18 protein-coding genes are annotated in these 23,707 nt (G+C 66.5%); 3 read left to right on the top strand and 15 right to left on the bottom strand.

Annotation, left to right across the window (positions count from 1 at the left end):
• Positions 1-363: 363 nt before the first annotated feature.
• Positions 364-1,704, bottom strand: coding sequence for an NCS2 family permease (locus tag ACW9UL_RS09580; RefSeq protein ID WP_021443268.1), 1,341 nt, complete (start codon positions 1,702-1,704; stop codon positions 364-366).
• 594 nt (positions 1,705-2,298) lie between these two features.
• On the opposite strand from ACW9UL_RS09580, the gene ACW9UL_RS09585 reads away from it, so the two are divergent.
• Entirely contained in the window at positions 2,299-3,066 is a 768-nt protein-coding gene (locus ACW9UL_RS09585; protein WP_021443267.1) for a GntR family transcriptional regulator, read from the top strand.
• 141 nt (positions 3,067-3,207) lie between these two features.
• Here the strand turns inward: ACW9UL_RS09585 and guaD are convergent, their stop codons facing one another.
• The 5 genes from guaD to ACW9UL_RS09610 form a co-directional block, all read right to left on the bottom strand.
• Complete coding sequence (guaD, locus tag ACW9UL_RS09590; protein ID WP_457790402.1) at positions 3,208-4,509, bottom strand: guanine deaminase; 1,302 nt, start codon at positions 4,507-4,509, stop codon at positions 3,208-3,210.
• Between the two features lie 169 nt (positions 4,510-4,678).
• Entirely contained in the window at positions 4,679-5,530 is an 852-nt protein-coding gene (gene xdhC / locus ACW9UL_RS09595; RefSeq protein ID WP_457790404.1) for a xanthine dehydrogenase accessory protein XdhC, read from the bottom strand.
• Between the two features lie 247 nt (positions 5,531-5,777).
• On the bottom strand, positions 5,778-8,174 hold the full coding sequence (gene xdhB / locus ACW9UL_RS09600) for a xanthine dehydrogenase molybdopterin binding subunit (RefSeq protein WP_457790405.1): 2,397 nt from the start codon (positions 8,172-8,174) through the stop codon (positions 5,778-5,780).
• Between the two features lie 62 nt (positions 8,175-8,236).
• A complete protein-coding gene (gene xdhA / locus ACW9UL_RS09605) occupies positions 8,237-9,676 on the bottom strand; it encodes a xanthine dehydrogenase small subunit (RefSeq protein WP_397497351.1) in 1,440 nt (479 codons plus the stop codon).
• 284 nt (positions 9,677-9,960) lie between these two features.
• Positions 9,961-10,386, bottom strand: coding sequence for a MarR family winged helix-turn-helix transcriptional regulator (locus ACW9UL_RS09610; protein ID WP_021443262.1), 426 nt, complete (start codon positions 10,384-10,386; stop codon positions 9,961-9,963).
• Positions 10,387-10,553: 167 nt separating this feature from the next.
• On the opposite strand from ACW9UL_RS09610, the gene ACW9UL_RS09615 reads away from it, so the two are divergent.
• Both ACW9UL_RS09615 and ACW9UL_RS09620 read left to right on the top strand, forming a co-directional pair.
• Positions 10,554-11,711, top strand: coding sequence for an aminotransferase-like domain-containing protein (locus ACW9UL_RS09615; RefSeq protein WP_457790408.1), 1,158 nt, complete (start codon positions 10,554-10,556; stop codon positions 11,709-11,711).
• Between the two features lie 89 nt (positions 11,712-11,800).
• A complete protein-coding gene (locus tag ACW9UL_RS09620; protein ID WP_457790410.1) occupies positions 11,801-12,403 on the top strand; it encodes a glutathione S-transferase family protein in 603 nt (200 codons plus the stop codon).
• Here ACW9UL_RS09620 and ACW9UL_RS09625 read toward each other — a convergent pair whose 3' ends face one another.
• The 9 genes from ACW9UL_RS09625 to ACW9UL_RS09665 all read right to left on the bottom strand — a co-directional run bounded on the left by ACW9UL_RS09625 (position 12,404) and on the right by ACW9UL_RS09665 (position 23,608).
• Positions 12,404-12,970 (bottom strand): helix-turn-helix domain-containing protein, encoded by a 567-nt coding sequence (locus tag ACW9UL_RS09625; protein WP_122108375.1) that lies wholly within the window; start codon positions 12,968-12,970, stop codon positions 12,404-12,406.
• An 86-nt stretch (positions 12,971-13,056) separates the two neighbouring features.
• Entirely contained in the window at positions 13,057-13,698 is a 642-nt protein-coding gene (locus ACW9UL_RS09630; RefSeq protein ID WP_457790412.1) for a response regulator, read from the bottom strand.
• Positions 13,695-16,700 (bottom strand): sensor histidine kinase, encoded by a 3,006-nt coding sequence (locus ACW9UL_RS09635; RefSeq protein WP_457790414.1) that lies wholly within the window; start codon positions 16,698-16,700, stop codon positions 13,695-13,697. The genes ACW9UL_RS09630 and ACW9UL_RS09635 overlap by 4 nt, the downstream gene beginning before the upstream one ends.
• Positions 16,701-16,734: 34 nt before the next feature.
• Positions 16,735-17,505 carry an alpha/beta fold hydrolase gene (locus ACW9UL_RS09640; RefSeq protein ID WP_457790416.1) on the bottom strand — a complete coding sequence of 257 codons (771 nt, stop codon included), beginning with the start codon at positions 17,503-17,505 and terminating at the stop codon, positions 16,735-16,737.
• Between the two features lie 30 nt (positions 17,506-17,535).
• Entirely contained in the window at positions 17,536-19,164 is a 1,629-nt protein-coding gene (locus ACW9UL_RS09645; RefSeq protein ID WP_457790418.1) for an MFS transporter, read from the bottom strand.
• Position 19,165: 1 nt separating this feature from the next.
• Complete coding sequence (locus tag ACW9UL_RS09650) at positions 19,166-21,007, bottom strand: amidohydrolase (protein ID WP_178082551.1); 1,842 nt, start codon at positions 21,005-21,007, stop codon at positions 19,166-19,168.
• Positions 21,008-21,144: 137 nt separating this feature from the next.
• The gene (locus tag ACW9UL_RS09655; RefSeq protein WP_021446345.1) at positions 21,145-21,723 is read right to left on the bottom strand and encodes an antibiotic biosynthesis monooxygenase; all 579 of its coding nucleotides are present in this window, start codon (positions 21,721-21,723) and stop codon (positions 21,145-21,147) included.
• 82 nt (positions 21,724-21,805) lie between these two features.
• Positions 21,806-22,492 carry a hydrolase gene (locus tag ACW9UL_RS09660; protein WP_003243736.1) on the bottom strand — a complete coding sequence of 229 codons (687 nt, stop codon included), beginning with the start codon at positions 22,490-22,492 and terminating at the stop codon, positions 21,806-21,808.
• Positions 22,493-22,630: 138 nt separating this feature from the next.
• Positions 22,631-23,608: an alpha/beta hydrolase gene (locus ACW9UL_RS09665; protein ID WP_457790421.1), complete on the bottom strand. Its 978-nt coding sequence runs from the start codon at positions 23,606-23,608 to the stop codon at positions 22,631-22,633.
• Between the last annotated feature and the right edge of the window lie 99 nt (positions 23,609-23,707).

Consider the following 23,707-nt stretch of genomic DNA (forward strand, 5'->3'; position numbering starts at 1 on the left):
TTGCCAGTCGCTTTGTGGGGCTGGCGGCGCTGGGAGTGTCATGGGGATCGCCACGTCACCCGAGCGCCGGGTAACCCAGCATAGCGCTTGTCGCTAGGCCGCCTGGTCGGCCACCAGTGGGGGAGCCGCATCTGGGGGGCGCTGCGCGCACCAGGTTCGACGCCTTCCACGGTACCAAGTGTGGATGCGCTGCGCGGGGCGCCCCCCAACCGGGCTATCGCTGCCTGTGCCTGGCCCGGATGCAATCCGCGAAAGGCTGGGCGACATGCTTGCGGGGCGCGCCGAGGCTGCGCGTCCCGACGCCAATGGCCAAACGAAAAGCCCCGGCACATGGCCGGGGCTTCGATCAACACCAGGTTGCCGTCAGAGGAAGGCGAACTTGGCGATAAAGATCACGCACAGCACGTACAGGCTCAGCGAGACCTTGTCGCGCTGGCCGGTCAGCAGCTTCAGCGTGGCGTAGGTGAGGAAGCCCAGGGCGATGCCGTTGGCGATGGAGAAGGTCAGCGGCATCATCACCACGGTGACGATGGCCGGGATGGTGTCGGTGTGGTCCTTCCAGTCGATATGGGCCATGCCGCTCATCATCAGCATCGCCACGTAGATCAGCGCGCCGGCGGTGGCGTAGGCGGGGATCATGCCGGCCAGCGGGGCGAAGAACATCGCCGCGAGGAACAGCACGCCCACGGCCACGGCGGTCAAACCGGTGCGGCCGCCGGCGGCCACGCCCGAGGCGCTCTCCACGTAGCTGGTCACCGGCGGGCAGCCGACCACGGCGCCGACCACGCTGGAGGTGGAGTCGGCCTTGAGCGCGCGGGACAGGTTCTGGATCTTGCCATCTTCGTCCACCAGGTTGGCGCGGTGGGCCACGCCCATCAGGGTGCCGGCGGTGTCGAACATGTTCACGAAGAGGAAGGCGAGGATCACGCTGATCATGGCCACGTTGAAGGCCCCGGCGATGTCCATGGCCAGGAAGGTCGGCGCCAGGCTCGGCGGCATCGACACCAGGCCGCCGTACTCCACCAGACCCAGGGCCCAGCCCAGCGCGGTGACGCCGAGCATGCTGAAGAGGATGGCGCCGAACACGTTGCGGTGGCTGAGCACGGCGATCAGCAGGAAGCACACGGCGGCGAGCAGGGCGTTGGGGTTGCCGAACGAGCCCATGGTCAGCAGGGTGGCCGGGCTGTCGACGACTATGCCGGCGGTCTTCAGGCCGATCAGGCCGAGGAACAGGCCGACCCCGGCGCCCATGGCGAAGCGCAGGCTCATGGGGATGCTGTTGAGCAGCCACTCGCGGATCTTTGACAGGCTCATGATCATGAACAGCACGCCGGAGATGAAAACCGCGCCGAGGGCGATCTGCCAGCTGTAGCCCATCTCGCCGACCACGGTGTAGGTGAAGAAGGCGTTGAGGCCCATGCCCGGCGCCAGGCCCACCGGCCAGTTGGCGTACAGGCCCATGAGGAAGCAGCCCAGCGCCGCACCGATGCAGGTGGCGACGAAGGCCGCGCCGTGGTCGACGCCGGCACCGGCCATGATGTTGGGGTTGACGAAGATGATGTAGGCCATGGTGACGAAGGTCGTCAGGCCGGCCAGCAACTCGGTTTTGATGGTGGTGCGGTGCTCGGTCAGCTTGAAGAAACGGTCGAGCAGACCGGTTCTTGCCAGTTGAGACGCGTGTTGTTCTTGTTTGACGCTTTCCACAGCGGGTACTCCTCATCTCTCTTGTTGTGTACCGCCCAGAGCCTTGCGCGAGGACAGCGGCTCTCTGAGGCAGGCGGTGCGTTCGCGGTGCTTCCTGGCTAAGTTGTTGACCGAGCGGTCAAGAAGTCACTCAGGCGCGATTATGCTGTTGTATACAAAAAATGCAATTAATGTTTTTAATGTTGCACAAATCGAACCCTGGGCCAATTTCGCCGCGAGAACGGGTGTAATTGGCGACAATGGCCGTCGCCGATTTTTAGAAAATTCATTTAAAACAAATAGATAGGATTTTGTGTGACGCCGTGCTCGGCATCGCGATCGAGGTCGCCGGACAGGGGGCTATGCCTGGTTAGCCGGTAATGGCCTGAGAAATGCCGGCTATATAAGGAAAGAATTTGAGCCGGCCCGCCGTTCGTCGCTTGCCCCCGGCTGAGCCCGAAAAGGGGTGGTCATACAACTCTGGTGCATCGATTGGTTGAATTGTGTACAATTGTCCGAATTTTTTTCCGATGATTTTTCTCCCGGTGCTTGTCAGCTACCGGGTAGAACACAGTAGAGTCGCAGTGTCGCCGACTCTCATTGACGCGAGCCAGAATGAACGATCAATTGCAGCCCCTCAAGAAGCAGCCGCGCACCGGCAAAAGCAGCCGCAGCGGGACTCAGGACGATGTCGTATACGCCCATATCTTCGATGCCATTCTCGAACAGCGTCTGGCGCCCGGCACCAAGCTGAGCGAAGAGGCCCTGGGCGAGATCTTCGGCGTCAGCCGTACCATCATTCGTCGCGCGCTGTCGCGCCTGGCCCACGAGGGCGTGGTGCTGCTGCGACCGAACCGCGGTGCGGTGGTCGCCAGCCCCAGCGTCGAAGAAGCCCGGCAGATCTTCTACGCGCGCCGTCTGGTCGAGCGCGCCATCACCGAGCTGGCCGTCGAACACGCCACCGCCGAGCAACTGGCCGAGCTGCGGCAGATGGTCAAGGACGAGCAGGACAGTTTCTCCCGCGGCGATCGCGGCGCCGGCATCCGCCTGTCCGGCGAGTTCCACCTCAAGCTGGCCGAGGCCGCGCGTAATGCGCCGCTGGTGAGCTTCCAGCGCAGCCTGGTGTCGCAGACCTCGCTGATCATCGCCCAGTACGAAAGCGGCAGCCGCTCGCATTGTTCCTACGACGAGCACAACCAGCTGATCGACGCCATCGAGGCGCGCGATGCCGAGCGTGCGGTGCACCTGATGATGCACCACATGGACCATATCGACAGCAAGCTCAATCTGGACGAGGAAAGCGCCTCGGATGACCTGCACGCGGTGTTCTCGCACCTGCTGCAGACCAAGAAGAAGTCCGGGCGTAGCGCCGCCAACCGCTGATTGACGGCGCTGTAGAAAAAAGCCCCGATGTTCGCGCCTCGGGGCTTTTTTGTTTCAGCGGGGTAGGGGGTGCTGTGCGCACCACGGCCCCTGGAAAATCGCTGGTGCGCGCGACCTGGGCGGACCCGCGACCCCCTACGCTTAGCGCTGGTGCACCGACACGCCGGCGGCGAAGGTTTCCTTCACCGAGCGGTCGTCGCCGAGCATGGTCAGGGCGAACAACCGCTCTTCCAGGCTCCTGGCCTGCTGCATGCGGTAGCTCATCAGTGGCGTGGCGTTGTAGTCCAGCACCAGGAAGTCGGCGTCCTTGCCGGGCAGGAAGTTGCCCAGCCGGTCGTCCAGGTACAGCGCATTGGCGCCGCCCAGGGTGGCCAGGTACAGCGACTTGAACGGGTCGAGCTTCTTGCCCTGCAGCTGCATGATCTTGTACGCCTCGTTCAGCGATTGCAGCTGGCTGAAGCTGGTGCCGGCGCCGACGTCGGTGCCCAGGCCGACGCGTACGCCGTGTGCTTCCAGCTTGTTCAGGTCGAAAAGGCCGCTGCCCAGGAACAGGTTGGAGGTGGGGCAGAAGGCCACCGCCGAGCCGGTTTCGGCCAGGCGCTGGCACTCCTCGTTGCACAGGTGCACGCCATGGGCGAACACCGCGCGCGGGCCGATCAGCTTGTGGTGGTCGTAGACGTCGAGATAGCCCTTGCGCTCGGGGAACAGCGCCTTGACCCATTCGATCTCCTTGCGGTTCTCGGACAGGTGGGTGTGCATGTAGAGGTCCGGGTACTCGCCCAGCAGCTTGCCGGCCAACTCCAGTTGCTCCGGCGTGCTAGTGGGGGCGAAGCGCGGGGTGACCGCATAGTGCAGGCGACCCTTGCCGTGCCAGCGCTCGATCAGCGCCTTGCTCTCGGCGTAGCCGGTTTCGGCGGTGTCGGTCAGGTAGTCCGGGGCGTTGCGATCCATCAGCACCTTGCCGGCGATCATGCGCAGGTTGAGCTTGTCGGCCTGCTCGAAGAAGGCGTCTACCGACTGCGGGTGCACGGTGCCGAACACCAGGGCGGTGGTGGTGCCGTTGCGCAACAGTTCCTTGAGGAAGATCGCCGCTACATCGCTGGCATGGGCCTTGTCTTCGAATTGCCGCTCGGTAGGGAAGGTGTAGGTGTTGAGCCAGTCCAGCAACTGCTCGCCGTAGGAGGCGATCATGCCGGTCTGCGGGTAGTGGATATGGGTGTCGATGAAGCCGGGGGTGATCAGCGCGTCGCGGTAGTGCTGGACGTCGACGCCGGCCAGTTTCGGCAGCAGCTCGGCAGCAGCGCCGACCTGGGCGACCTTGCCATTTTCGATCAGCAGGATGCCGTCCTCGAAATACTCATAGGACTGCTCGACGCCGACCACGGCCGGGTCGGCGAGGCTGTGCAAAATGGCGGCGCGGTAGGCTTTGACGTTGGTGGTCATGGGGCTCAAATCTCAGATCAAGGTAGTACGGGTAGGTTGGGCTGAGCTCCGCGAAGCCCAACACGACGGTCGTGAGCCTGGCGTTGCCGCAAACCGGGCAGCCGGGCGGAGTGCTGCGCACTCCCTGTTGGGCCGGGCCGCGATCGGCTTCGCAGCGCTCAGCGCCAACCTACGGCTGGGTGCGGCGCGAGGCGGGCAGCAGTTTGGCGACGCTGGACTCGCCCTTCTTCACGTCCTGGCCGGCTCTTTTTTCACCAAATAGGGCGTTATAGGTGGCGATCACCTCGCCGGCGATGGACACGGCGATTTCCACCGGTAGCTTGCCTTTCACTTCGGGCAGGCCCATGGGGCAGCGCATGCGCGCCATCAGGGGTTCCTCGAAGCCGCGTTCGCGCAGGCGATGCTCGAACTTGACGCGCTTGGTCTTCGAGCCGATCAGGCCGTAGTAGGCGAAATCGCCGCGCTTGAGGATCGCCGCGGTCAGCTCCAGATCGAGCTGGTGGTTGTGGGTCATGACGATGTAGTAGCTGCCGGGCGGCATGTTCTCCACCTCGTCGACTACTTCGTCATTGACGATCTTCTCCACGCCGGCAGGGACTTGCTCGGGGAATTCGTTCTCCCGCGAGTCGATCCAGCGTACCTTGCACGGCAGGCTGGCGAGCAGCGGCACCAGCGCGCGGCCGACATGGCCGGCGCCGAACACGGCGATCTGCGCCTGCGGCTGGCCCATGGGCTCGAACAGCAGCACGGTGGCGCCGCCGCAGCACTGGCCCAGGCTGGCGCCGAGGGAGAAGCGCTCCAGGCGGGTGTCCTGGCTGCGGCTGGCGAGCATCTCGCGGGCCATTTCCATGGCCTTGTATTCCAGATGGCCGCCGCCGATGGTTTCGAAGATGCGCTCGGCGGTGACCACCATCTTCGAGCCGGCGTTGCGCGGCGTCGAGCCGCGTTCCTCGATGATGGTCACCAGCACGCAGGCTTCACCTTTTTGCTGCAGCTCGGCGAGGGCACTGATCCAGCTCATTTACTCAGCCTCCAGGAAGGCGTGGTCTGGCCCGGGCGCGGCAGGCGCCAGTTGCTCGGCGACGGGTCGAGAATCGGCACCGGTGCCGGGCGAGCAGGGCGGTTATTCGGTTCGGTGTGTTTTGTCATTGTTGTACACCTGCTTTGTTCTTCATTCACGCCTCTGGTGGACAACACTTCGCGGTTGTCCACCCTACGAACCGTCGTAGGGTGGATGTCGCGCAGCACATCCACCAAGGTGTTTAGCGTTACGCCGGTTCAACCTCGGCAGCGCTGGCAGCCTTGGCCGTAGCCTTCAGCTTGCGCATCTGTTCCACGCCCCAGAGCACGCGCTCGGGGGTGGCCGGGGCGTCGATCTGCGGTTGCACCTTGTAGTCCGCCAGGCTGGCCACGGCGTCCTTGAGGGCGCACCAGGCAGCGATGCCGAGCATGAACGGCGGCTCGCCCACGGCCTTGGAGTGGAACACGGTGTCTTCCGGGTTCTTGCGGTTCTCCACCAGCTTCACGCGGAGGTCGATGGGCATGTCGGCGATGGCCGGGATCTTGTAGCTGGCCGGGCCGTTGGTCATCAGCTTGCCCTTGGCGTTCCACACCAGCTCTTCCATGGTCAGCCAGCCCATGCCCTGGACGAAGGCGCCTTCGACCTGGCCGATGTCGATGGCCGGATTCAGCGAGTCGCCGACGTCATGCAGGATGTCGCCACGCAGCATGCGGTATTCGCCGGTCAGGGTGTCGACCAGCACTTCCACGCAGGCCACGCCGTAGGCGTAGTAGTAGAAGGGGCGGCCGGCGGCCTTGTCGCGGTCGTAGTAGATTTTCGGCGTGCGGTAGAAACCGGTCGACGACAGCGAGACCTGGCCGAAGTAGGCCTTCTGGATCATTTCCTCGAAGGACAGGAAGTGATCACGCACGCGCACCTGGCCGTTGCGGAATTCCACGTCTTCCGGGGTGACCTTGTACTCGCGCACCAGGAAGTCCACCAGGCGCTGCTTGATGGTCTCGGCCGCGTTCTTCGCCGCCATGCCGTTGAGGTCGGCGCCGCTGGAGGCTGCGGTGGGCGAGGTGTTGGGCACCTTGTCGGTGTTGGTGGCGGTGATCTGGATGCGCTCGATATCGACCTGGAACACTTCGGCGACGACCTGCGCGACCTTGGTGTTGAGGCCCTGGCCCATCTCGGTGCCGCCGTGGTTGAGGTGGATCGAACCGTCGGTGTAGATGTGGATCAGCGCGCCGGCCTGGTTGAGGAAGGTGGCGGTGAAACTGATGCCGAATTTCACCGGGGTCATGGCCAGGCCTTTCTTCAGCACCGGGCTTTTTTGGTTGAACTCGATAATTTCGCGACGGCGCTTGGCGTACTCGCAGCTTTGCTCCAGCTCGGCGGTCATTTCGTGAATGACGTTGTGCTCGACGGTCTGGTGGTAGTGGGTGACGTTACGCTCGGTCTTGCCGTAGTAGTTGAGCTTGCGTACTTCCAGCGGGTCCTTGCCCAGGCTGCGCGCCACGGCGTCCATCACTTCCTCGATGGCGACCATGCCCTGCGGGCCGCCGAAACCGCGGTAGGCGGTGTTCGACGCGGTGTTGGTCTTACAGCGATGACCGTTGATGGTGGCGTTGCCGAGGAAGTAGGCGTTGTCCGAGTGGAACATGGCGCGGTCGACGATGGAGCCGGACAGATCCGGCGAGTAGCCGCAGTTGCCGGCCAGGTCCATCTCGATGCCGTGCAGCAGGCCATCGTCATCGAAGCCGACGTCGTACTCGACGTAGAAGGGGTGACGCTTGCCGGTCATGCTCATGTCTTCCATGCGCGGCAGGCGCATCTTGGTCGGCCGACCGGTGAGGTGCGCGATCACCGCGCACAGGCACGCCGGGCCGGCGGCCTGGGTTTCCTTGCCGCCGAAACCGCCGCCCATGCGGCGCATGTCGATGACGATCTTGTTCATCGGCACGCCGAGCACTTCGGCGACCAGTTTCTGCACCTCAGTGGGGTTCTGCGTCGAGGTGTAGACCAGCATGCCGCCGTCTTCAGTCGGCATGACCGAGGAAATCTGGGTTTCCAGGTAGAAGTGCTCCTGGCCGCCGATATGCAGGGTGCCCTGCAGGCGACGCGGGGCGCTGGCCAGTTGGCTGGCCGAGTCGCCAATGCGGTGGGTGTGGCTGGCGAGCACGAAATGCTTCTTGCGGTAGGCCTCGACCACGTCGAGCACCGGCTCCAGGTCTTCGTATTCGACGATCGCGGCCATGGCCGCCTTGCGCGCGGTTTCCAGGCTGTCGGCGGCTACCGCCAGCACCACCTGGCCAACGTACTCCACCTTGCCGTCGGCCAGCAGCGGGTCGCCGGCGACCACCGGGCCGATATCCAGCTGGCCTGGCACGTCATCCTTGGTGATGGCGATGGCCACGCCCGGAAACTCGTAGCAGGGGCGGGTGTCGATGCGCAGGATGCGCGCATGGGCGCGATCCGACTGGCGCGCATAGACGTGCAGCTGGTTGGGGAATTCCAGGCGGTCGTCGACATAGACCGCCTCGCCGGACACGTGCTTGTCCGCGCTCTCGTGCTTGACGCTGCGGCCGACGCCGCTGGTCATGCCGGCGCGGAGCAGGGCGGCCAGCTCTTCCTGGGATTTGTGTTCGATATGACTGGACATCTTCGCCTCCAAAACTTCGCATGCCGCCGGGCGCGCCGGCGGCGTATCAATTCACTGCGCCATCAGGCGTAAGCGGTAACCCGGGTCTCGACCTCGGGCGACTGCTGCTCCAGGAAGAACTTGCGCAGCAGGTTCTGGGCAGTGAGCAGGCGGTATTCCTTGCTGGCGCGGAAATCCGACAGCGGGGTGAAGTCCTCACCCAGCGCGTCGCAGGCGCGTTCGATCACGCCCGGATACCAGGCCGAGCCGACCAGCGCCGCTTCGCAGGCGCTGGCGCGTTTGGGGATGGCGGCCATGCCGCCAAAGGCGATGCGTGCTTCGGTGACCACGCCGTCGACGATAGTCAGGTTGAAGGCGGCGCAGACGGCGGAGATGTCGTCGTCCAGGCGCTTGGACACCTTGTAGGCGCGGAACGCCTGGTTGGCCTGGGCGCGCGGCACGATGATCTTCTCGATGAATTCGGCTTCCTGGCGGGCGGTAACCTTGTAGTCGAGGAAGTAGTCCTGCAGCGGCAGGATGCGCCGAGTGTTGCCCTGGCGCAGGGCGATCTGCGCGCCGAGGGCGATCAGCAGCGGCGGGGCGTCGCCGATGGGCGAGGCGTTGCCGATATTGCCGCCCAGGGTGCCCTGGTTGCGAATCTGCAGCGAGGCGAAGCGGTGCAGCAGCTCGCCGAAGTCCGGGTACTCGCGCGACAGAGCTTCGTAGCAGTCGGACAGGGCCGCGGCCGCGCCGATCTCGATGGCGCTGTCGGTCACTTCGATACGCTTCATGTCTTCGATATGGCCGACGTAGATCATCACCGGCAGCTCGCGGTGGAACTGGGTGACCTCCAGGGCCAGGTCGGTACCGCCGGCGAGCAGGCGGGCTTCGGGGTTGGCGGCATAGAGGTCGGCCAGGTCGGCCACGGTCAGCGGCACCAGGCAGCGCTTGTCGCCACTGTTGAGCTCGGCAGTTTCACGCGGGGCGATGGCCTGGAGTTGGGCCACGGTGTTGCTTTCGAAGGCATCGAACTGATCCGGCTGCTTCTGGCAGCAGGCCTGCTCGGCGGCATCGATGATCGGGCGGTAGCCGGTGCAGCGGCACAGGTTGCCGGCCAGGGCTTCCAGGGTCTGGCCCTTGTCGTACCCCGTGGAGTTCTTCTGCAGGGCGAACAGCGACATGATGAAACCGGGGGTGCAGAAGCCGCACTGCGAGCCATGGCAGTCGACCATCGCCTGCTGCACGCTGTGCAGCTTGCCCTGGTGTTTGAGGTCTTCGACGGTGATCAGCTGCTTGCCGTGCAGGCTGGAGACGAAGGTCAGGCAGGAGTTGAGGGTGCGGTAGCGCACGCGGTCGCCCTCGAGCTCGCCGACCACCACGGTGCAGGCACCGCAGTCGCCGGAGGCGCAGCCTTCCTTGGTTCCGGTTTTGCCGACGTGCTCACGCAGGTAGTTGAGCACGGTGACGTTGGGGTCCAGGGCATGCTCGGTACGCAGCTCCCGGTTGAGTAAAAACTGGATCAAGGACGACCTCCAGGCACTTTATTGTTATGACTCGGTTGGCTGGCCAGGTGATGCACGCACTGCAAGGCCCTGGCGCGGGCTGCCATGGGGCCAATCTAGAGTTTTCTGACTTTTGGGTCAACAAATATTTGACCTTGTGGTCAGCCGATTGTCATGCAATTCGGTTATGAGCCGGGCGCGGGTCGAGAGGCCTGTTTTCAGGCTAGCGGCTTTTGTGCTAGCGGTGTGCCTGGATCGCCAGGAGGGGCGCTCGTCGATGTCTGCCAGAGCGCCCGCGTGCGGGGTCAGCGGCGCACGGTCAGCGCCTGGTTGACCTTGAGCCAGCCCTGTACGGCCTCTTCGCCGACTTCGGCGAACACCCGCTGCAGCAGGCGCGCCTGTTCGCGGCGCAGGGCCTGCTCCAGTTTGGCGCCTTCGGCGGTGAAACCGAGCAGGCGCTTGCGCTTGTCGTCCGCCGCGGCCTCGCTGTGCACCAGGTGCATTTCCATCAGCTGGCGCAGCGGCGTGTTCAACGCCTGCTTGCTCACGCCGAGATAGCCGAGCAGTTCCTTCATGCTCAGCCCCGGGTACTTGGCGATAAAGAACAGGATGCGGTGGTGCACCCGCGACAGGCCGCGCTTGGCCAGCATCTCGTCGGGCTTGGCGGTGAAGGCCTGGTAGCCGAAGAAAAAGGCCTCCATGGCGGCCTGTTGGACGGCCGGGTTCTTCATGGCCTGCCATCCATGGCGGCCACCCTGCGGGCCGTCGCTGGGCGACGTTAAAAATTTCTCGGGGAAATTTTTTAGGTCAGTCATATTGACGTATCTCTGGGTGGCGTCGTAGTTTCGGTCAAGCAGTTTGACTTAAATTTCCAGCCTTTTGCACCCCAGGTAATCCCATGGCCTTCTCCGAACGCATCGCCCGCCTGAAAAGCTCCCTGATCCGTGAAATTCTCGCCGCGGCGCAGCGTCCGGAGGTGATGTCCTTCGCCGGCGGGCTGCCGGCCGAACCCATGCTGCCGAAGGTGGACTGGGCCGAAATGCCGGCGAGCATGGGCCAGTACGGCATGAGCGAGGGCGAGCCGGCCCTGCGCGAGGCCATTGCCGCCGAGGCGCGCGCCCTGGGCGTGCCCTGCGAGGCCAGCCAGGTGCTGATCGTCAGCGGCTCGCAGCAGACCCTGGACCTGGCGTCCAAGCTGTTCATCGATCCGGGTACCGAGGTGCTGCTCGAGGCGCCGACCTACCTGGCCGCGCTGCAGGCCTTCCAGCTGTTCGGCGCCGATTGCATCAGCATGCCGCAGGAGGCCGACGGCCCCGAGCTGGCCGCGTTGCGCCAGCGTCTGGAAAAGCACAAGCCGGCCTTCGCCTACCTGATCCCGACCTTCCAGAATCCGTCCGGCACCCGTTACAGCGAAGCCAAGCGCGAAGCGGTGGCGGCGCTGCTCGACGAGTTCGGCCTGACCCTGATCGAGGACGAGCCCTACCGCGAGCTGGTGTTCGATGAAGGCCAGGCCACGCCCATCGTCAGCCGCCTGAAGAAGGCCAGCTGGATCTACACCGGCACCGTATCCAAGACCCTGCTGCCGGGCCTGCGCGTCGGCTACCTGATCGCCACCAAGGATCTGTTCCCGCACCTGCTGCGCCTGAAGCAGTCGGCTGATCTGCACACCAACCGCATCGGCCAGTGGCAGGCACTGCAGTGGCTGGGCAGCGAGCAGTACCGCGGCCACCTGGCCGAGCTGCGCGATTTCTACCGCATCCGCCGCGATGCCATGCAGACGGCGCTGCTGGAGCACTTCGCCGATCTGGCCGAGTGGGAAATTCCGCAGGGCGGGCTGTTCTTCTGGCTGACCCTGAAGCAGCCGCTGGATACCCGCACATTGCTCGATGCGGCCCTGGCGCAGAACGTCGCCTTTATGCCGGGTGAGCCGTTCTTTATCGATCCGGACGCCAACGCCGGTCATCTGCGACTGAACTTCAGCCATGTGGCGCCGGATCGCCTGGGCGAAGGCCTGCGCCGCCTCGCTGCAGTTATCCGCGAGGCGCAGGGGGCGTGATTGAGTCCCCCCTGCAGAAGCAGGGCGGTTGGCTGTGATTTGATTGGCGGCGAGCTTGCCGCAAGGATTGATGTAGGGAGGGCAATGCGATGTACAAGGTCTACGGCGATTACCGTTCGGGCAACTGCTACAAGGTCAAGCTGATGCTGCATCTGCTGGGCAAGGAGTACCAGTGGATTCCCGTCAACATCCTCAAGGGCGAGACGCAGAGCGAAGCCTTCCTGGCCAAGAATCCCAACGGCAAGATCCCGGTGCTGGAGCTGGACGACGGCACCTGCCTGTGGGAGTCCAACGCCATCCTCAACTACCTCGCCGAGGGCAGCGAGTTTCTGCCGACCGAGCCGCGCCTGCGCACTCAGGTGCTGCAGTGGCAGTTCTTCGAGCAGTACAGCCACGAGCCCTATGTTGCGGTGGCGCGTTTCATCCAGCTCTACCAGGGCATGCCCGAGGAGCGCCGCGAGGAGCACGCGCGCTGCCTGAAGCTCGGCTACAAGGCCCTGAAAGTGATGGAGAAGCAGCTCGAACGTACGCCCTATCTGGTCGGTGAGCATTACTCCATTGCCGATATCGCCCTGTATGCCTACACCCATGTGGCAGGCGAAGGCGGCTTCAGCCTCGAAGCCTTCCCAGCCATCCGCGCCTGGCTCGAGCGGGTGGCCAGCCATCCGCGTCATGTGACCATGCTGGGCTGATCAACGCTCGGTGGTAGCCTGCGTCTTCGCGGCGCAGCGCTGTCGCCACAGCAGTGGGCTCATCCCGGTCTCGCGCCGAAAGGTGCGGGTGAAGTGCGACTGGTCGCAGAAACCGTGGGCATGGGCAATCTGCGTCAATGGCTGATCGGTGGCCAGCATCATCGCCCTGGCCGCTTCGATACGCTTGCGCGCCACGTAGGCCAGCGGCGTGATGCCGAAGGTCTGCTTGAACACATGGGAGAAGTGGCTGCTGCTCAGGTTGAGCTGAGCGGCCAGGTGGCAGGTGCGGATCGGTGTATCCAGATGCCGGCTGATGTATTCGTCCAGACGCCGCGTTTGCCAGCGGTTTAGGCCCGCCGCATGGCGCAGGTCGCTCTCGCTGCCGCCGTTCGCCTGTCTTAGCAGTTCCATGGCCTGGTCGAGGTAGACGTAGGCGCGCAGGGTGTCTTGCTGCAGGGCCGCTCCGGCATCGGCCAGCAATTCGGCGATCCTTGCCAGCGTCTGAGCATTGTCCAGCGCCTTTGCCAGACAGGGCGTGATGCCCTGAGTTTCTCCGAGCGAGCCCATATGAAGCCTCCTTGTCTGGTCGCACGCAGAGCATGCGCGGCGGAGCTGTCGGCGCCCAGCTCACAAGGTGGGGACGGGGAGCAACACTAAAGTGGCAGGCCGACCTCGAGGACCCCGCGCTGCACGGCGATGGCCACGGCGTGGGTGCGGTTGTTGGCGCCGAGCTTGTCCATGACCAGGCGCATATGCCCCTTGACCGTATCCTCGGTGATGCGCAGTTGCAGGGCGATATCGCGGTTGGAGTAGCCCAGTGCCGCCGCCTGCAGCACCTCCACCTCGCGCGCGCTGAGGCACTGCTGGCCGATATGCTCGGCCAGTTCGGCGGCGATCTCCGCTGGAATGTGGCGTTTACCCGCGGCCACCTGACGGATGGTCTCGACCAGCTCCTTGCGCAGGCTGCTTTTCAGCAGATAGGCCTGGGCGCCGGCCTGGATGGCGTGCAGGGCGCGCACGTCGCCGCGGTAGGTGGTGAGGATGGCGATGCGCGCATCCGGGCATTCGCTACGGATCGCCTGGATGCTCTCGATGCCGTTCATGCGCGGCATCTGCAGGTCCATCAGGGTGACGTCCGGGCGCAGGCGGCGGAAGCAGTCCAGCGCTTCCTGGCCGTCGCCGGCCTCGCCCACCAACTCGATATCCGCCTGAGCGGCGAGAACGGCGGCGATGCCCTCGCGCAGCAGCGGGTGGTCATCGGCGACCAGCACGCGGATGGGGGTGGCGATGCTCATGGGTGCGGGCTCCTCGTGAGTCTTTTCCAGGGTAGCCAGCGGCGCGCGCAAGGCTCCTTCTGCCGGTAGGCCAGTACGCCGACCAGTGTCAGTCGGACCTGGCTGCCGCGCCCCTGGGCGCCGTGAATGCTGAGGGTAGCGCCAATCTTCGCGGCGCGCTCGTACATCCCGCGCAGGCCCCAGTGATCGGCGGCCTCGCTGCTGTCCAGGTAATCGGCGCGAATGCCGCAGCCATCGTCGACCACCTGCAGCTCGAACTGGCGCGGGTCATAGTCCAGCTGCAGCTGCACGAGGCTGGCGCGGGCATGGCGAAAGGCGTTGCCGACGGCCTCGCGCGCCAGCAGGTACAGCTCATCGTGAACCACCGGATGCAGCGCAATGGGCGTGCCCTTTATGTCGATCCGATAGGTTACGCCCGGGTGATCGAGCAGATGCTCCAGCTCGCCCAGTGCCTGGGGCAGGTCGACGGGACCTTGAGGCACGCTGCGCAGATCGCGCACCCGCTCGCGACCCTCGTTGATCACCTGGTCGGCGCGGTCCAGTGCCTTTTCCAGCAGGCCGCGGCTGGGCTGTCCGACGGGCAGGCTGTCGGCCGCGGCCTGCACGTGCAGCATCAACCCCTGCACCCCCTGCAACAGGGTGTCGTGCAGCTCGCGGGCGATGCGCTCGCGCTCCTCGTGACGCTCTTCCAGGCGGGTGCGCAGCCGCTCCGCCGCGCGCCGCATGTTGCTGCGGTAGAGCAGATGCAGGCTGCCGAGCAGGGCGACGCCGAGCGCCAGGAGAAACCACGGCTGGCGGTAGAACAGCGGTGCGATGCTGAAGTCGAGTTCGGCGTCCTGTTCGCTGGCGACCCCGTTCTGGTTGAGGGCGCGTACCCGGAAGCGGTAGTCGCCCGCGGGCAGGCCGGTGTAGGTGACTTCCCGCTGGCGGCCGGCGGATTGCCAGGCGTGATCGAAGCCGTCGAGGCGATAGAGAAAATGCAGGCCCTGCGGCGCCGACAGGCTCGGCGCGCCGTAGCCGATGACCAGGCGCCGGCTGTCCGCCGGCAGCTCGGCGGTTGCACCGAGCGGCAGCGCTTCGCCGTCCACCACCAGCGATTCGATGCGCACGCGCGGCGCCGCGCTGTTCTGCGGGGCGCGCAGCGGGTTCAGGCCAACCACGCCGTTGCGGGTGACGAACCATAGCCGATTCTCGCCGGCGCGCACTGCGGTGGGCAGGGCCAGTACCTGGTGCGGGTCGTTGGCCAGGCCGCCCTGTGCATCGTAGGTGCGGTAGCGGATCTGATGCGCGGGGTTGGCCAGGGCCAGGGCGATCTCCGCGGCGGGCAGCTGGAAGATGCCGCCCTGGCCCTGCAGCCAGAGATCCTCACCGGCCTCGACCCGCACCGGGACGATGGCGTAGAGGTTGTCGAACAGGCCGTTGTCCGGCAGCGGCAGGCGCTGAAAGCGCTGCCCGTCGAAGTGCGCCAGGCCACGCTGGCCGCCGACCCAGGCATGACCGGGCTGATGGGCCATGGCGGTCACATGGCCGACATCCAGGCCTTCGGCCGCGCCCCAATGGCGTTCGCCGCCGTCGTCGTGGCTGACGATCAGGTTGTCGCGATAACCGAACCAGCGGCCGCCATCGGGCGCCAGGGCGGCGCTGACCGGCATCTGCTGCGCCGGCTTGGCGCTCGGCGGCGGCAGCCCGTGCCAGCGCCCGTCGCGCAGGACGAACAGGCCCTGGCGGTTCAGCGACAGCCACAGCGCGCCGTGGCGATCCACCAGCATGGCGCGCACCGCGGAGTCCAGGCTGCGTTGCACAGGCAGCTCGGCGACTTTTTGCAGGCTGTCGCCGCTGCTGCGCCAGATGCCCTGTGGGCCGGCCAGCCAGGCTCGGCCCTGGCTGTCGCGGGCGGTGGCGCTGATCGGCGTCTGCAGCGGTAGATGCTGCAGGCCGTCGCGGTCCAGGCGCATCACCGGCAGGTTGCTGCTGCCGGCCCAGAGCGCGCCGGTCCGATCTGCCACCAGGGCCAGATTCTGCGCATTGGCGGGCAAGCCCGCCGGTTGCAGCGGTCGGTCGCGCAGGCGGTCCAGGCCATCGTGCGTGCCTATCCAGAGGCTGCCTTCGCTGTCCTGATGCAGCGGCGCAACGAGGTCGGAGCTGAGCCCGTCGCGAGCAGCGAAGCGTTCGATGGCGTTGAAACCGCCCAGCGCGTGGCGATCCGGCTGCGCCACATGCAGCAGGCCGTTGCCGGCGGTGCTCAGCCACAGCGCGCCACGTTGGTCGAACAGCAGGGCGTTGACCGGCTCGCCGACCCCGATGCGACTGGCCTGCCCGGTCGAGGTATCCAGCCGCAGTACCGATTCGCCGTCGCGTTCGGCCAGCCACAGCGCGCCATCGGGCGCCTGGACGATCTGCCGGGGACGCCTGACCGCGATGCCGCTGTCGCGCAGCGTCCGGGCGCCAGGCTCCAGCGTATAGAGGCGCCGCTCGTCGGCCACCCATAGCCGGCCGTTGCTATCGACCAGCAGGGCGTAGGCGTTCGCGCCGACGAAGCCGGCTTCGCTGGAAAGCTGCTGCCAGCTTTGCCCGTCGAAGCGCAGCAGACCGTCGTTGGCCGCGGCCCAGAGCTGGCCGTCGGCGGTCTGCGCCAGGGCGTAGACCGTGCCGCGGCCCAGGTCGAAGGCGGCCGCGACCTCGCCCTCGGCGTCGATCAGGCGCACGCCGCCGTTGCGCAGGCCCACCCACAGGCCCTGGTCGCTGGCCAGCAGGCTGGAGACTATGCCCAGTTCCTGCTGATCGGCGGCGCGGTAGCGGGTGAAACTCAGGCCGTCGAAGCGATACAGCGAATCATGGGTGCCGAGCCACAGATAGCCGTCGCGGGTCTGCGCCAGGGCGCCGATCTGGCTGGGGCTGTCGTCGTTGAGCGTCCAGCGCCGATGTTCGAAGCGTTGCTGCAGTTCGCCAGCGTCGGCGCGAACGGCGGTGCAGAGCAGCAGGCACAGCAGGGCCAGTGCCACGAACAGAGGATGAAGCTGCGAGGCGGTCGGCGATTCAGAAGCGTCCCAGCTGGTTCTGTGCCCATTCGATGCAGTAGTCGGCAATGGTTTCCCAACCCGGTTCGGCAATCAGCCAGTGGCTGTAGCCGCTGAAGTGTTTGAAAGTGGTGACCGCCGTCGAGCCCCGGTGGCGCCGATAGGCCGCCGCGACCGCGCCGGGGCGGACGCTACGGTCCGCGCCCGCCGCAATCAGCAACAGCGGTGGGCGGTCGGGATTGCCGAAGTCGATACGGCTACCGATGCCCAACGCGTTGTCGAAGAATACCCGGCCCGGTGCCGGCACGATATGCCGCGCGTATGCGGCGGCCTGCCGCTCTGGCGTCAGTGTCTGCGCCATAGTGCGGGCGAAATGTTGCGGGCTCATGTGCAGCACGCCGCGCCAGCACGCCTGGCGCAGCAGCCAGGGCCCGCTGCCGCGCAGCCCTTCCAGCCCACCGTGGGCCGGTGGCGCGATGGCGATGCCGGCGCAGCCCAGGCCGCGGTCGAGCAGCAGCTGCACCAGCAGGCCGCCAAGGTCGTGACCGATCAGCAGCGGCGGCTGTGCGAGGTCGCCGATCTGCCCTGCGTAGTGAGCGAGAATGGCGGCGATGCCCAGGCTGGCCGTTGCCCGCGGCGGCTGGCTGCGCTGACCCGCCGGGTCGGCAGCGAGCAGCGGCCAGGCCGGCGCGCTGCAGCTGTAGCCGCAGGCCTCGAAGCGACGGCGAAACCGGCTCCAGATCAGCGGGGTGAGCCAGGTTCCGTGAATGAACAGGGCCTGTTGGCTCATGGCGGCGCGCGTCCTGCCGCCGCTGCGCCGTCATTGCGGGTCGCTGGCATGCTGCGCTTCCGAAGACTCCGGCGCCTGTTTGCCCGGCGTCAGGAAGTGGTCGATGCGTATCGCGACCCCGGCGCTCTGGAACTGCCTGGCCGCCGCCTCGATGCGTTGCTCGGCGCGGGTGACCCGGCCGTGGTGGCGCAGGTGTTCGAGCCAGGACTCGTCGAAGAAGAACTCCTGCCAGTGGCGCGGGTTCTCGCTGCTCTGCACCAGGCCCCAGGAGAACGCGCCGTTGCGCCGACGCATGCGCGCCACCTCGCTCATCGCCTGGCGGAAGGCCGTGGCATGTTCCGGGGCGATGTCGTAGTGCAGGGTGACCATCACCGGGCCGCGCTCGAGGTCGGCTTCGTCGGCCAGGATCGGCACCGGCCAGTGCAGTGACGGGGCGAGATCCTCGGCCTCGGTAACCGGCAGCGGAAAGCGTGACGTCAGCAGCCCGCCCAATGCCAGGCAGCCGGCCGCGGCGACCAGGGCGAGCGGGATCGACGCCTGGCTGGCGACGAAGCCCCACAGCGCGCCACCGGCGGCCATGCTGCCGAAGAACACCAGGATATAGACCGACAGCGCCCGCGCCCGTACCCAGTCCGGCACCGAGGTCTGCGCCGCGACCTGCAGGCTGGACAGCACGGCGATCCACGCCGCGCCGCTGAGCAGCATCACCGGCAGCAGCGCGGCGAAGTGGCGCAGGCTGGCCAGGGCCAGCAGCACCAGGGCATAGAGCAGGCTGGCCAGCAGCACCAGGCGGTCGCTGCTGATGCGCTCGCGCACGCGCGGCAGCAAGGTGGCGCCGAGCACGGCGCCGACGCCGACGCTGCCGAGCATCAGGCCGAAGTCGCTGGCGCTGCCCTGCAGCTCGCCGCGCACGATCAACGGCAGCAGCGACATGCCGGCGCTGGCGCCGACGAAGAAGGCCGCCGCGCGTACCAGCACCGCCTGCAGCGGTTTCGAGGCGCGGCTGTAGCGCCAGCCGGCACGCATGGCGCCCAGCAGGCGCTCGGCCGGGAAGCTGGCGACCTGGCGCTCGCGCCTCCAGGTCAGCAGCACCGCCATCACCGCGAAGAACGACAGGGCGTTGAGGGCGAAGGTCGCCCAGGGGCCGCTCAAGCTGACCAGCACCCCGGCGATGGCCGGGCCGAGCGCACGGGCGACATTGATGCCGAGGCTGGACAGGGCGATGGCCGAGGGCAGGTCGCGCTTGCTCACCAGTTCCGGCGTCAGCGCCGACCAGGCCGGCATCATTAAGGCGGTACCGACGCCCATGGCCAGGGTCATGCCCAGCAGCAGCCAGACCGTGGTCAGGCCGAGCAGGGTCAGCACGGCCAGCAGCGTCGCCACCGCCGCCATCCACAGCTGCACGCCGAGCAGATAGCGGCGCTTATCGACGATATCGGCCATGGCGCCGGCCGGCAGCGCCAGGAGGAACATCGGCGCCGAGCCGGCGACCTGTACCAGCGCCACGTGCATGGGGTTGGCCGACAGGCTGGTCATCAGCCAGCCGGCACCCACCTCGTGCATCCAGGTACCGATGTTCGAGGCGATGCTGGCCAGCCACAGCCAGCGGAAGGTGCTGTGCTTGAGTGCGCCCCAGGGCGACGGTTTTTCGCTGGCCATGTCAGAAGGCAAAGCAGGAGCAGCCGAAGGCGCCCCAGAAGCCCTGGTGATCGCTCACCGGTACACTGCTGCGACGCGCCCGGTCATGCTGGTGCTGATGCACGGCGCAGGCGCCGACGCACTGGTGGATGCTGGCCGACAGCGGCGCCGCGACCGGCTTCCAGTGCCCGGGCACCTTGGCCACCGGCGACCAGTCCGGCAGTACCGGCAGCGTCGGCGGGGCGAGCTTGTCGAACTCGCCGGTGCCATGCACAACCTTGCCGCCGACGATGGTCAGCACCGACTCCAGCCACTTGATCTGCTCCTCCTCGATGCTGAAGAAGTCCGCCGTCAAGGCCACCAGGTCGGCGAGCTGACCGACCTTGATCTGGCCCTTCTTGCCCTGTTCGCTGGAGAACCAGGCGCTGCCGTGGGTGAACAGCTGCAGCGCGGTGTCACGCGGCAGCCCCTGCGGGTTGAGCGTGGTGCCGCCGACCGTCTTGCCGCTGACCAGCCAGTACAGCGCCGTCCAGGGGTTGTAGCTGGCCACGCGGGTGGCGTCGGTGCCGCCGCCGACCGGCACGCCTTCGGCCAGCATGCGCTGGATCGGCGGGGTGGCTTCGGCGGCCTTGGCGCCGTAGCGGTCGATGAAGTATTCGCCCTGGAAGGCCATGCGGTGCTGGATGGCGATGCCGCCGCCGAGCGCCCGTACCCGCTCGATGTTGCGCGGGCTGATGGTCTCGGCATGGTCGAACAGCCAGGGCAGGCCGTTGAACGGCATGTCGCGGTCGACCTTCTCGAATACGTCGAGCATGCGCGAGATGGATTCGTCGTAGGTGGCGTGCAGGCGGAACGGCCAGCGCTGCTCGACCAGATGACGCACCACCGGCTCCAGGTCGGCCTCCATGCTCGGCGCCAGGTCCGGGCGCGGCTCGACAAAGTCCTCGAAGTCGGCGGCGGAGAACACCAGCATCTCGCCGGCGCCGTTGTGGCGGAGGAAGTCATCGCCCTGGTGCAGCTTGACGCTGCTGGTCCAGTTCTTGAAGTCGGTCAGCTCTTCCTTGGGCTTCTGGGTGAACAGGTTGTAGGCGATGCGCACGGTGAGCTGATCCTTGTCGGCCAGCTCCTGGATCACCTGGTAGTCGTCGGGGTAGTTCTGGTAACCGCCGCCGGCGTCGATGGCGCTGGTCACGCCCAGGCGGTTGAGCTCGCGCATGAACTGGCGGGTGGAGTTGACCTGATACTCCAGCGGCAGCTTCGGCCCCTTGGCCAGGGTGGCGTAGAGGATCAGCGCATTGGGCCGGGCGATCAGCATGCCGGTGGGCTGGCCGCTGGCATCGCGCTGGATCTCGCCGCCGGGCGGGTTCGGCGTGTTCTTGTCGTAGCCCACGGCGCGCAGCGCGGCGCGGTTGAGCAGGGCGCGGTCGTAGAGGTGCAGGACGAACACCGGGGTGTCGGGCGCCGCCTTGTTCAGTTCATCCAGGGTCGGCAGGCGTTTCTCGGCGAACTGGAATTCGGTCCAGCCGCCGACCACGCGCACCCACTGCGGCGTCGGCGTGCGGTCGGCCTGCTCCTTGAGCATGCGCAGGGCGTCGGCCAGCGACGGCACGCCCTCCCAGCGCAGCTCCAGGTTGTAGTTGAGGCCGCCGCGGATCAGGTGCAGGTGCGAGTCGTTGAGGCCGGGAATCACCGTGCGCTTTTGCAGGTCGATGACGCGCGTGGCATCGCCGCGCAGGGCCATTGCTTCGGCATCGCTGCCGACGGCGACGAAGCGTCCGTCCTTGATGGCCACGGCGCTGGCCTGGGGTTTTTCGCGGTCGACCGTGTGCAGGCGGCCGTTGTACAGAATGAGGTCGGCACTCATGTTGCCTCCTGGTGAACTGGCGGATGAGTCGCCGGACAAGGCGGCGAAGGGCAGGGTGGACCACAGTGCCCCGGCGGCGCCGAGCACGCTGCTGGTGGCGAGAAAATGGCGACGTTTCGGGTCGGAGGGATCCTGGCTCATGGTCGATCCTCGTCGGTGCTGGGGCTCAGCCAGGCGGCGAACAGCCGCGTGGCCATGGGCATGAACAGGTACACCACGAGCAGGACGATGCTCAGGGTGATCACGATGTTGCTCGGCAGGTAGCCGCCGAGCCAGGGAGCGAGCTGAAACAGGGGTTGCCAGAGCAGCGGCACCAGGAGGCTCAGCGGCAGGATCACCAGGAAGGTGACGCAGACCTGTTTCCAGCGGGGCGGCGGCGTCTGCGCGCTTTCCGGCATGAACCAGAACTCCTTGCCCTGGGCGATCTCCAGCTGGTCGCCGGCGCGCAGCAGCGGCTCGACCTCGGCGATCAACTGGCGCCTTTGCTCCGAGTCGATCCAGTTCTGCAACTGCTGCAGGCCGGCGAAGCGCAGCACGCAGGTGAATTGCGCCAGGCTGGCCTGACGGCTGCGCACCACGTCCACGCCGAGGTGGCCGGGGCATTGGCTGGCGGTGGCGATGATGCGCCGTAGCCAGGCCTCGTAACGCGGCACATGGTCGGGGCGCACCTGGTGGCGCACCACCAGGGTGACGGTTTCCTGTTGCGTCTCGCTCATGCTGGAGACTCTGCGCGTGGCCTGGGTCTTGCCGAGCCGGTGACGTGCGGCGGGGCGCGTCACCGGCTCGGCCGTCATCGGCTCAGATGGGGGCTGCCACCGGGGCCAGGGTCGGACCGTGCTGCACACGCTCAGGCGCCTTGTGCACCATGGTGTAGGCGTAGTCCACGCCCATGCCGTAGGCACCGGAGTGTTCCTTGACCAGGGCCATGACGGCGTCGTAGGTGTCGCGGTTCTTCCAGTCGCGCTGCCACTCCAGCAGTACCTGCTGCCAGGTCACCGGCACCACGCCGGCCTGGATCATGCGCTGCATGGAGTAGTCGTGGGCGGCCTGCGAGGTGCCACCGGAGGCGTCGGCGACCATGTAGATCTCGTAGCCGGCGTCATGCATGGCGGAGAGGGCGAAGGTGGTGTTGCACACCTCGGTCCACAGGCCGGAAACGATGACCTTGTTGCGGCCGTTCTTCTTCAGCGCGTCGCGAACCTTCTGGTCGTCCCAGGAGTTCATCGAGGTGCGCTCGAGCAGCGGCGCGTCGGGGAACACGGCGAGCAGTTCGGGGTAGGTGTGGCCGGAGAAGCTTTCGGTCTCGACCGTGGTGATGATGGTCGGCACGTTGAAGATCTTGGCCGCCTTGGCCAGGCCCACGGTGTTGTTCTTCAGGGTTTGCCGATCGATGCTCTGCACGCCGAAGGCCATTTGCGGCTGCTGGTCGATGAAGATCAGCTGGCTGTTGTGCGGGGTCAGGACTTCGGTTTTTGGATTGCTCATAGCGGTTACCTGTCGGTGAGGCGGTGGACGATGCACGCATCCCGTCGGTCGTTACCGTCGGGTAGACGAAAGGACTATTGCAGAGCGGTCGCCGCCTGGATTGGATGTAACTGCGGTTCTGGTATCGGGCTGTGGCGCTCAGGCCAGGTGTTCGCGCAACGCCGCGCCGGCCTGCTGCATGGCAGTGCGCACCGCAGGCACCTCGGCGATCACGTTGAGCAGGCCGTAGTCGTGGATCATGCCGTTGTAACGCACGGCGCTGACCGCGACGCCGGCCGCGCCCAGGCGGCGGGCGTAGGCTTCGCCTTCGTCGCGCAGCACGTCCATCTCGGCGCTCTGCACCATGGCCGGTGGCAGGCCTTGCAGCTGTTCCAGGCTGGCGCGCAGCGGCGAGGCGTGGATCTCGTTACGCTGCTTGGGGTCGGTGGTGTAGTTGTCCCAGAACCACTCCATCATCCCGCGGGTGAGGAAATGCCCCTCGGCGAATTGGTTGTAGGAGGCGTTGTTGAAGCTGGCGTCGGTCACCGGCCACAGCAGCAGCTGGAAGCGCAGCTTCGGTGTGCCGGCTTCCTTGGCCTTGAGCGCGACCACCGCCGCCATGTTGCCGCCGACACTGTTGCCGGCCACGGCCAGGCGCGAACCGTCGACACCGATCTGGCTGCCATTGGCGGCCACCCATTGGGTCGCCGCGTATGCCTGGTTGATCGCAGTCGGGTATTTCGCTTCGGGCGCGGGGGTGTAGTCGACGTAGACCGCCGCGGCGCCGGAATGCACCACCAGGTCGCGGATCAGCCGTGCGTGGGTCGGATAGTCGCCCAGCACCCAGCCGCCACCGTGGAAGAACATGAAGCCCGGCAGGTTGCCCTGGCTGCCTGCCGGACGCACCACCACCAGCTTCAGCATCTGGCCGGCGGCCTCGATGCTGTGTTCGCGGGTTTCCACGGCCGATAGATCGACCTCGACCGAGGCTTGCGCGCCTACCAGCACGGCGCGAGCTTCCGCAGGCGATAGCCGTTCCAGGGGCGTGCCACCACCGGCGGCCAGGGCTTCGAGAAAGGATTGGGTGTTGCGTTCGACGCCGGGACTGCCGGCGCCCAGGTTGGGGGAGGGCTGCATGGCGATTGACCTCATGATGGTTGAAGGAGCTGTAGCGCTACTGCGTCGGGCATCTTCTGCCCCTGAGGTCGAGCCGGCTTGTACCGGCCTGCCGTTTTG

Source organism: Pseudomonas sp. PL-6 (assembly GCF_054110165.1).

Excerpts from the sequence above, each read along its gene's own strand:
- ACW9UL_RS09585 (WP_021443267.1), top strand. The coding sequence starts at position 2,299 with ATGAACGATCAATTGCAGCCCCTCAAGAAGCAGCCGCGCACCGGCAAA.
- guaD (WP_457790402.1), bottom strand. The coding sequence starts at position 4,509 with ATGACCACCAACGTCAAAGCCTACCGCGCCGCCATTTTGCACAGCCTC.
- xdhC (WP_457790404.1), bottom strand. The coding sequence starts at position 5,530 with ATGAGCTGGATCAGTGCCCTCGCCGAGCTGCAGCAAAAAGGTGAAGCC.
- xdhB (WP_457790405.1), bottom strand. The coding sequence starts at position 8,174 with ATGTCCAGTCATATCGAACACAAATCCCAGGAAGAGCTGGCCGCCCTG.
- ACW9UL_RS09610 (WP_021443262.1), bottom strand. The coding sequence starts at position 10,386 with ATGAAGAACCCGGCCGTCCAACAGGCCGCCATGGAGGCCTTTTTCTTC.
- ACW9UL_RS09615 (WP_457790408.1), top strand. The coding sequence starts at position 10,554 with ATGGCCTTCTCCGAACGCATCGCCCGCCTGAAAAGCTCCCTGATCCGT.
- ACW9UL_RS09620 (WP_457790410.1), top strand. The coding sequence starts at position 11,801 with ATGTACAAGGTCTACGGCGATTACCGTTCGGGCAACTGCTACAAGGTC.
- ACW9UL_RS09625 (WP_122108375.1), bottom strand. The coding sequence starts at position 12,970 with ATGGGCTCGCTCGGAGAAACTCAGGGCATCACGCCCTGTCTGGCAAAG.
- ACW9UL_RS09630 (WP_457790412.1), bottom strand. The coding sequence starts at position 13,698 with ATGAGCATCGCCACCCCCATCCGCGTGCTGGTCGCCGATGACCACCCG.
- ACW9UL_RS09640 (WP_457790416.1), bottom strand. The coding sequence starts at position 17,505 with ATGAGCCAACAGGCCCTGTTCATTCACGGAACCTGGCTCACCCCGCTG.
- ACW9UL_RS09645 (WP_457790418.1), bottom strand. The coding sequence starts at position 19,164 with ATGGCCAGCGAAAAACCGTCGCCCTGGGGCGCACTCAAGCACAGCACC.
- ACW9UL_RS09650 (WP_178082551.1), bottom strand. The coding sequence starts at position 21,007 with ATGAGTGCCGACCTCATTCTGTACAACGGCCGCCTGCACACGGTCGAC.
- ACW9UL_RS09655 (WP_021446345.1), bottom strand. The coding sequence starts at position 21,723 with ATGAGCGAGACGCAACAGGAAACCGTCACCCTGGTGGTGCGCCACCAG.
- ACW9UL_RS09660 (WP_003243736.1), bottom strand. The coding sequence starts at position 22,492 with ATGAGCAATCCAAAAACCGAAGTCCTGACCCCGCACAACAGCCAGCTG.
- ACW9UL_RS09665 (WP_457790421.1), bottom strand. The coding sequence starts at position 23,608 with ATGCAGCCCTCCCCCAACCTGGGCGCCGGCAGTCCCGGCGTCGAACGC.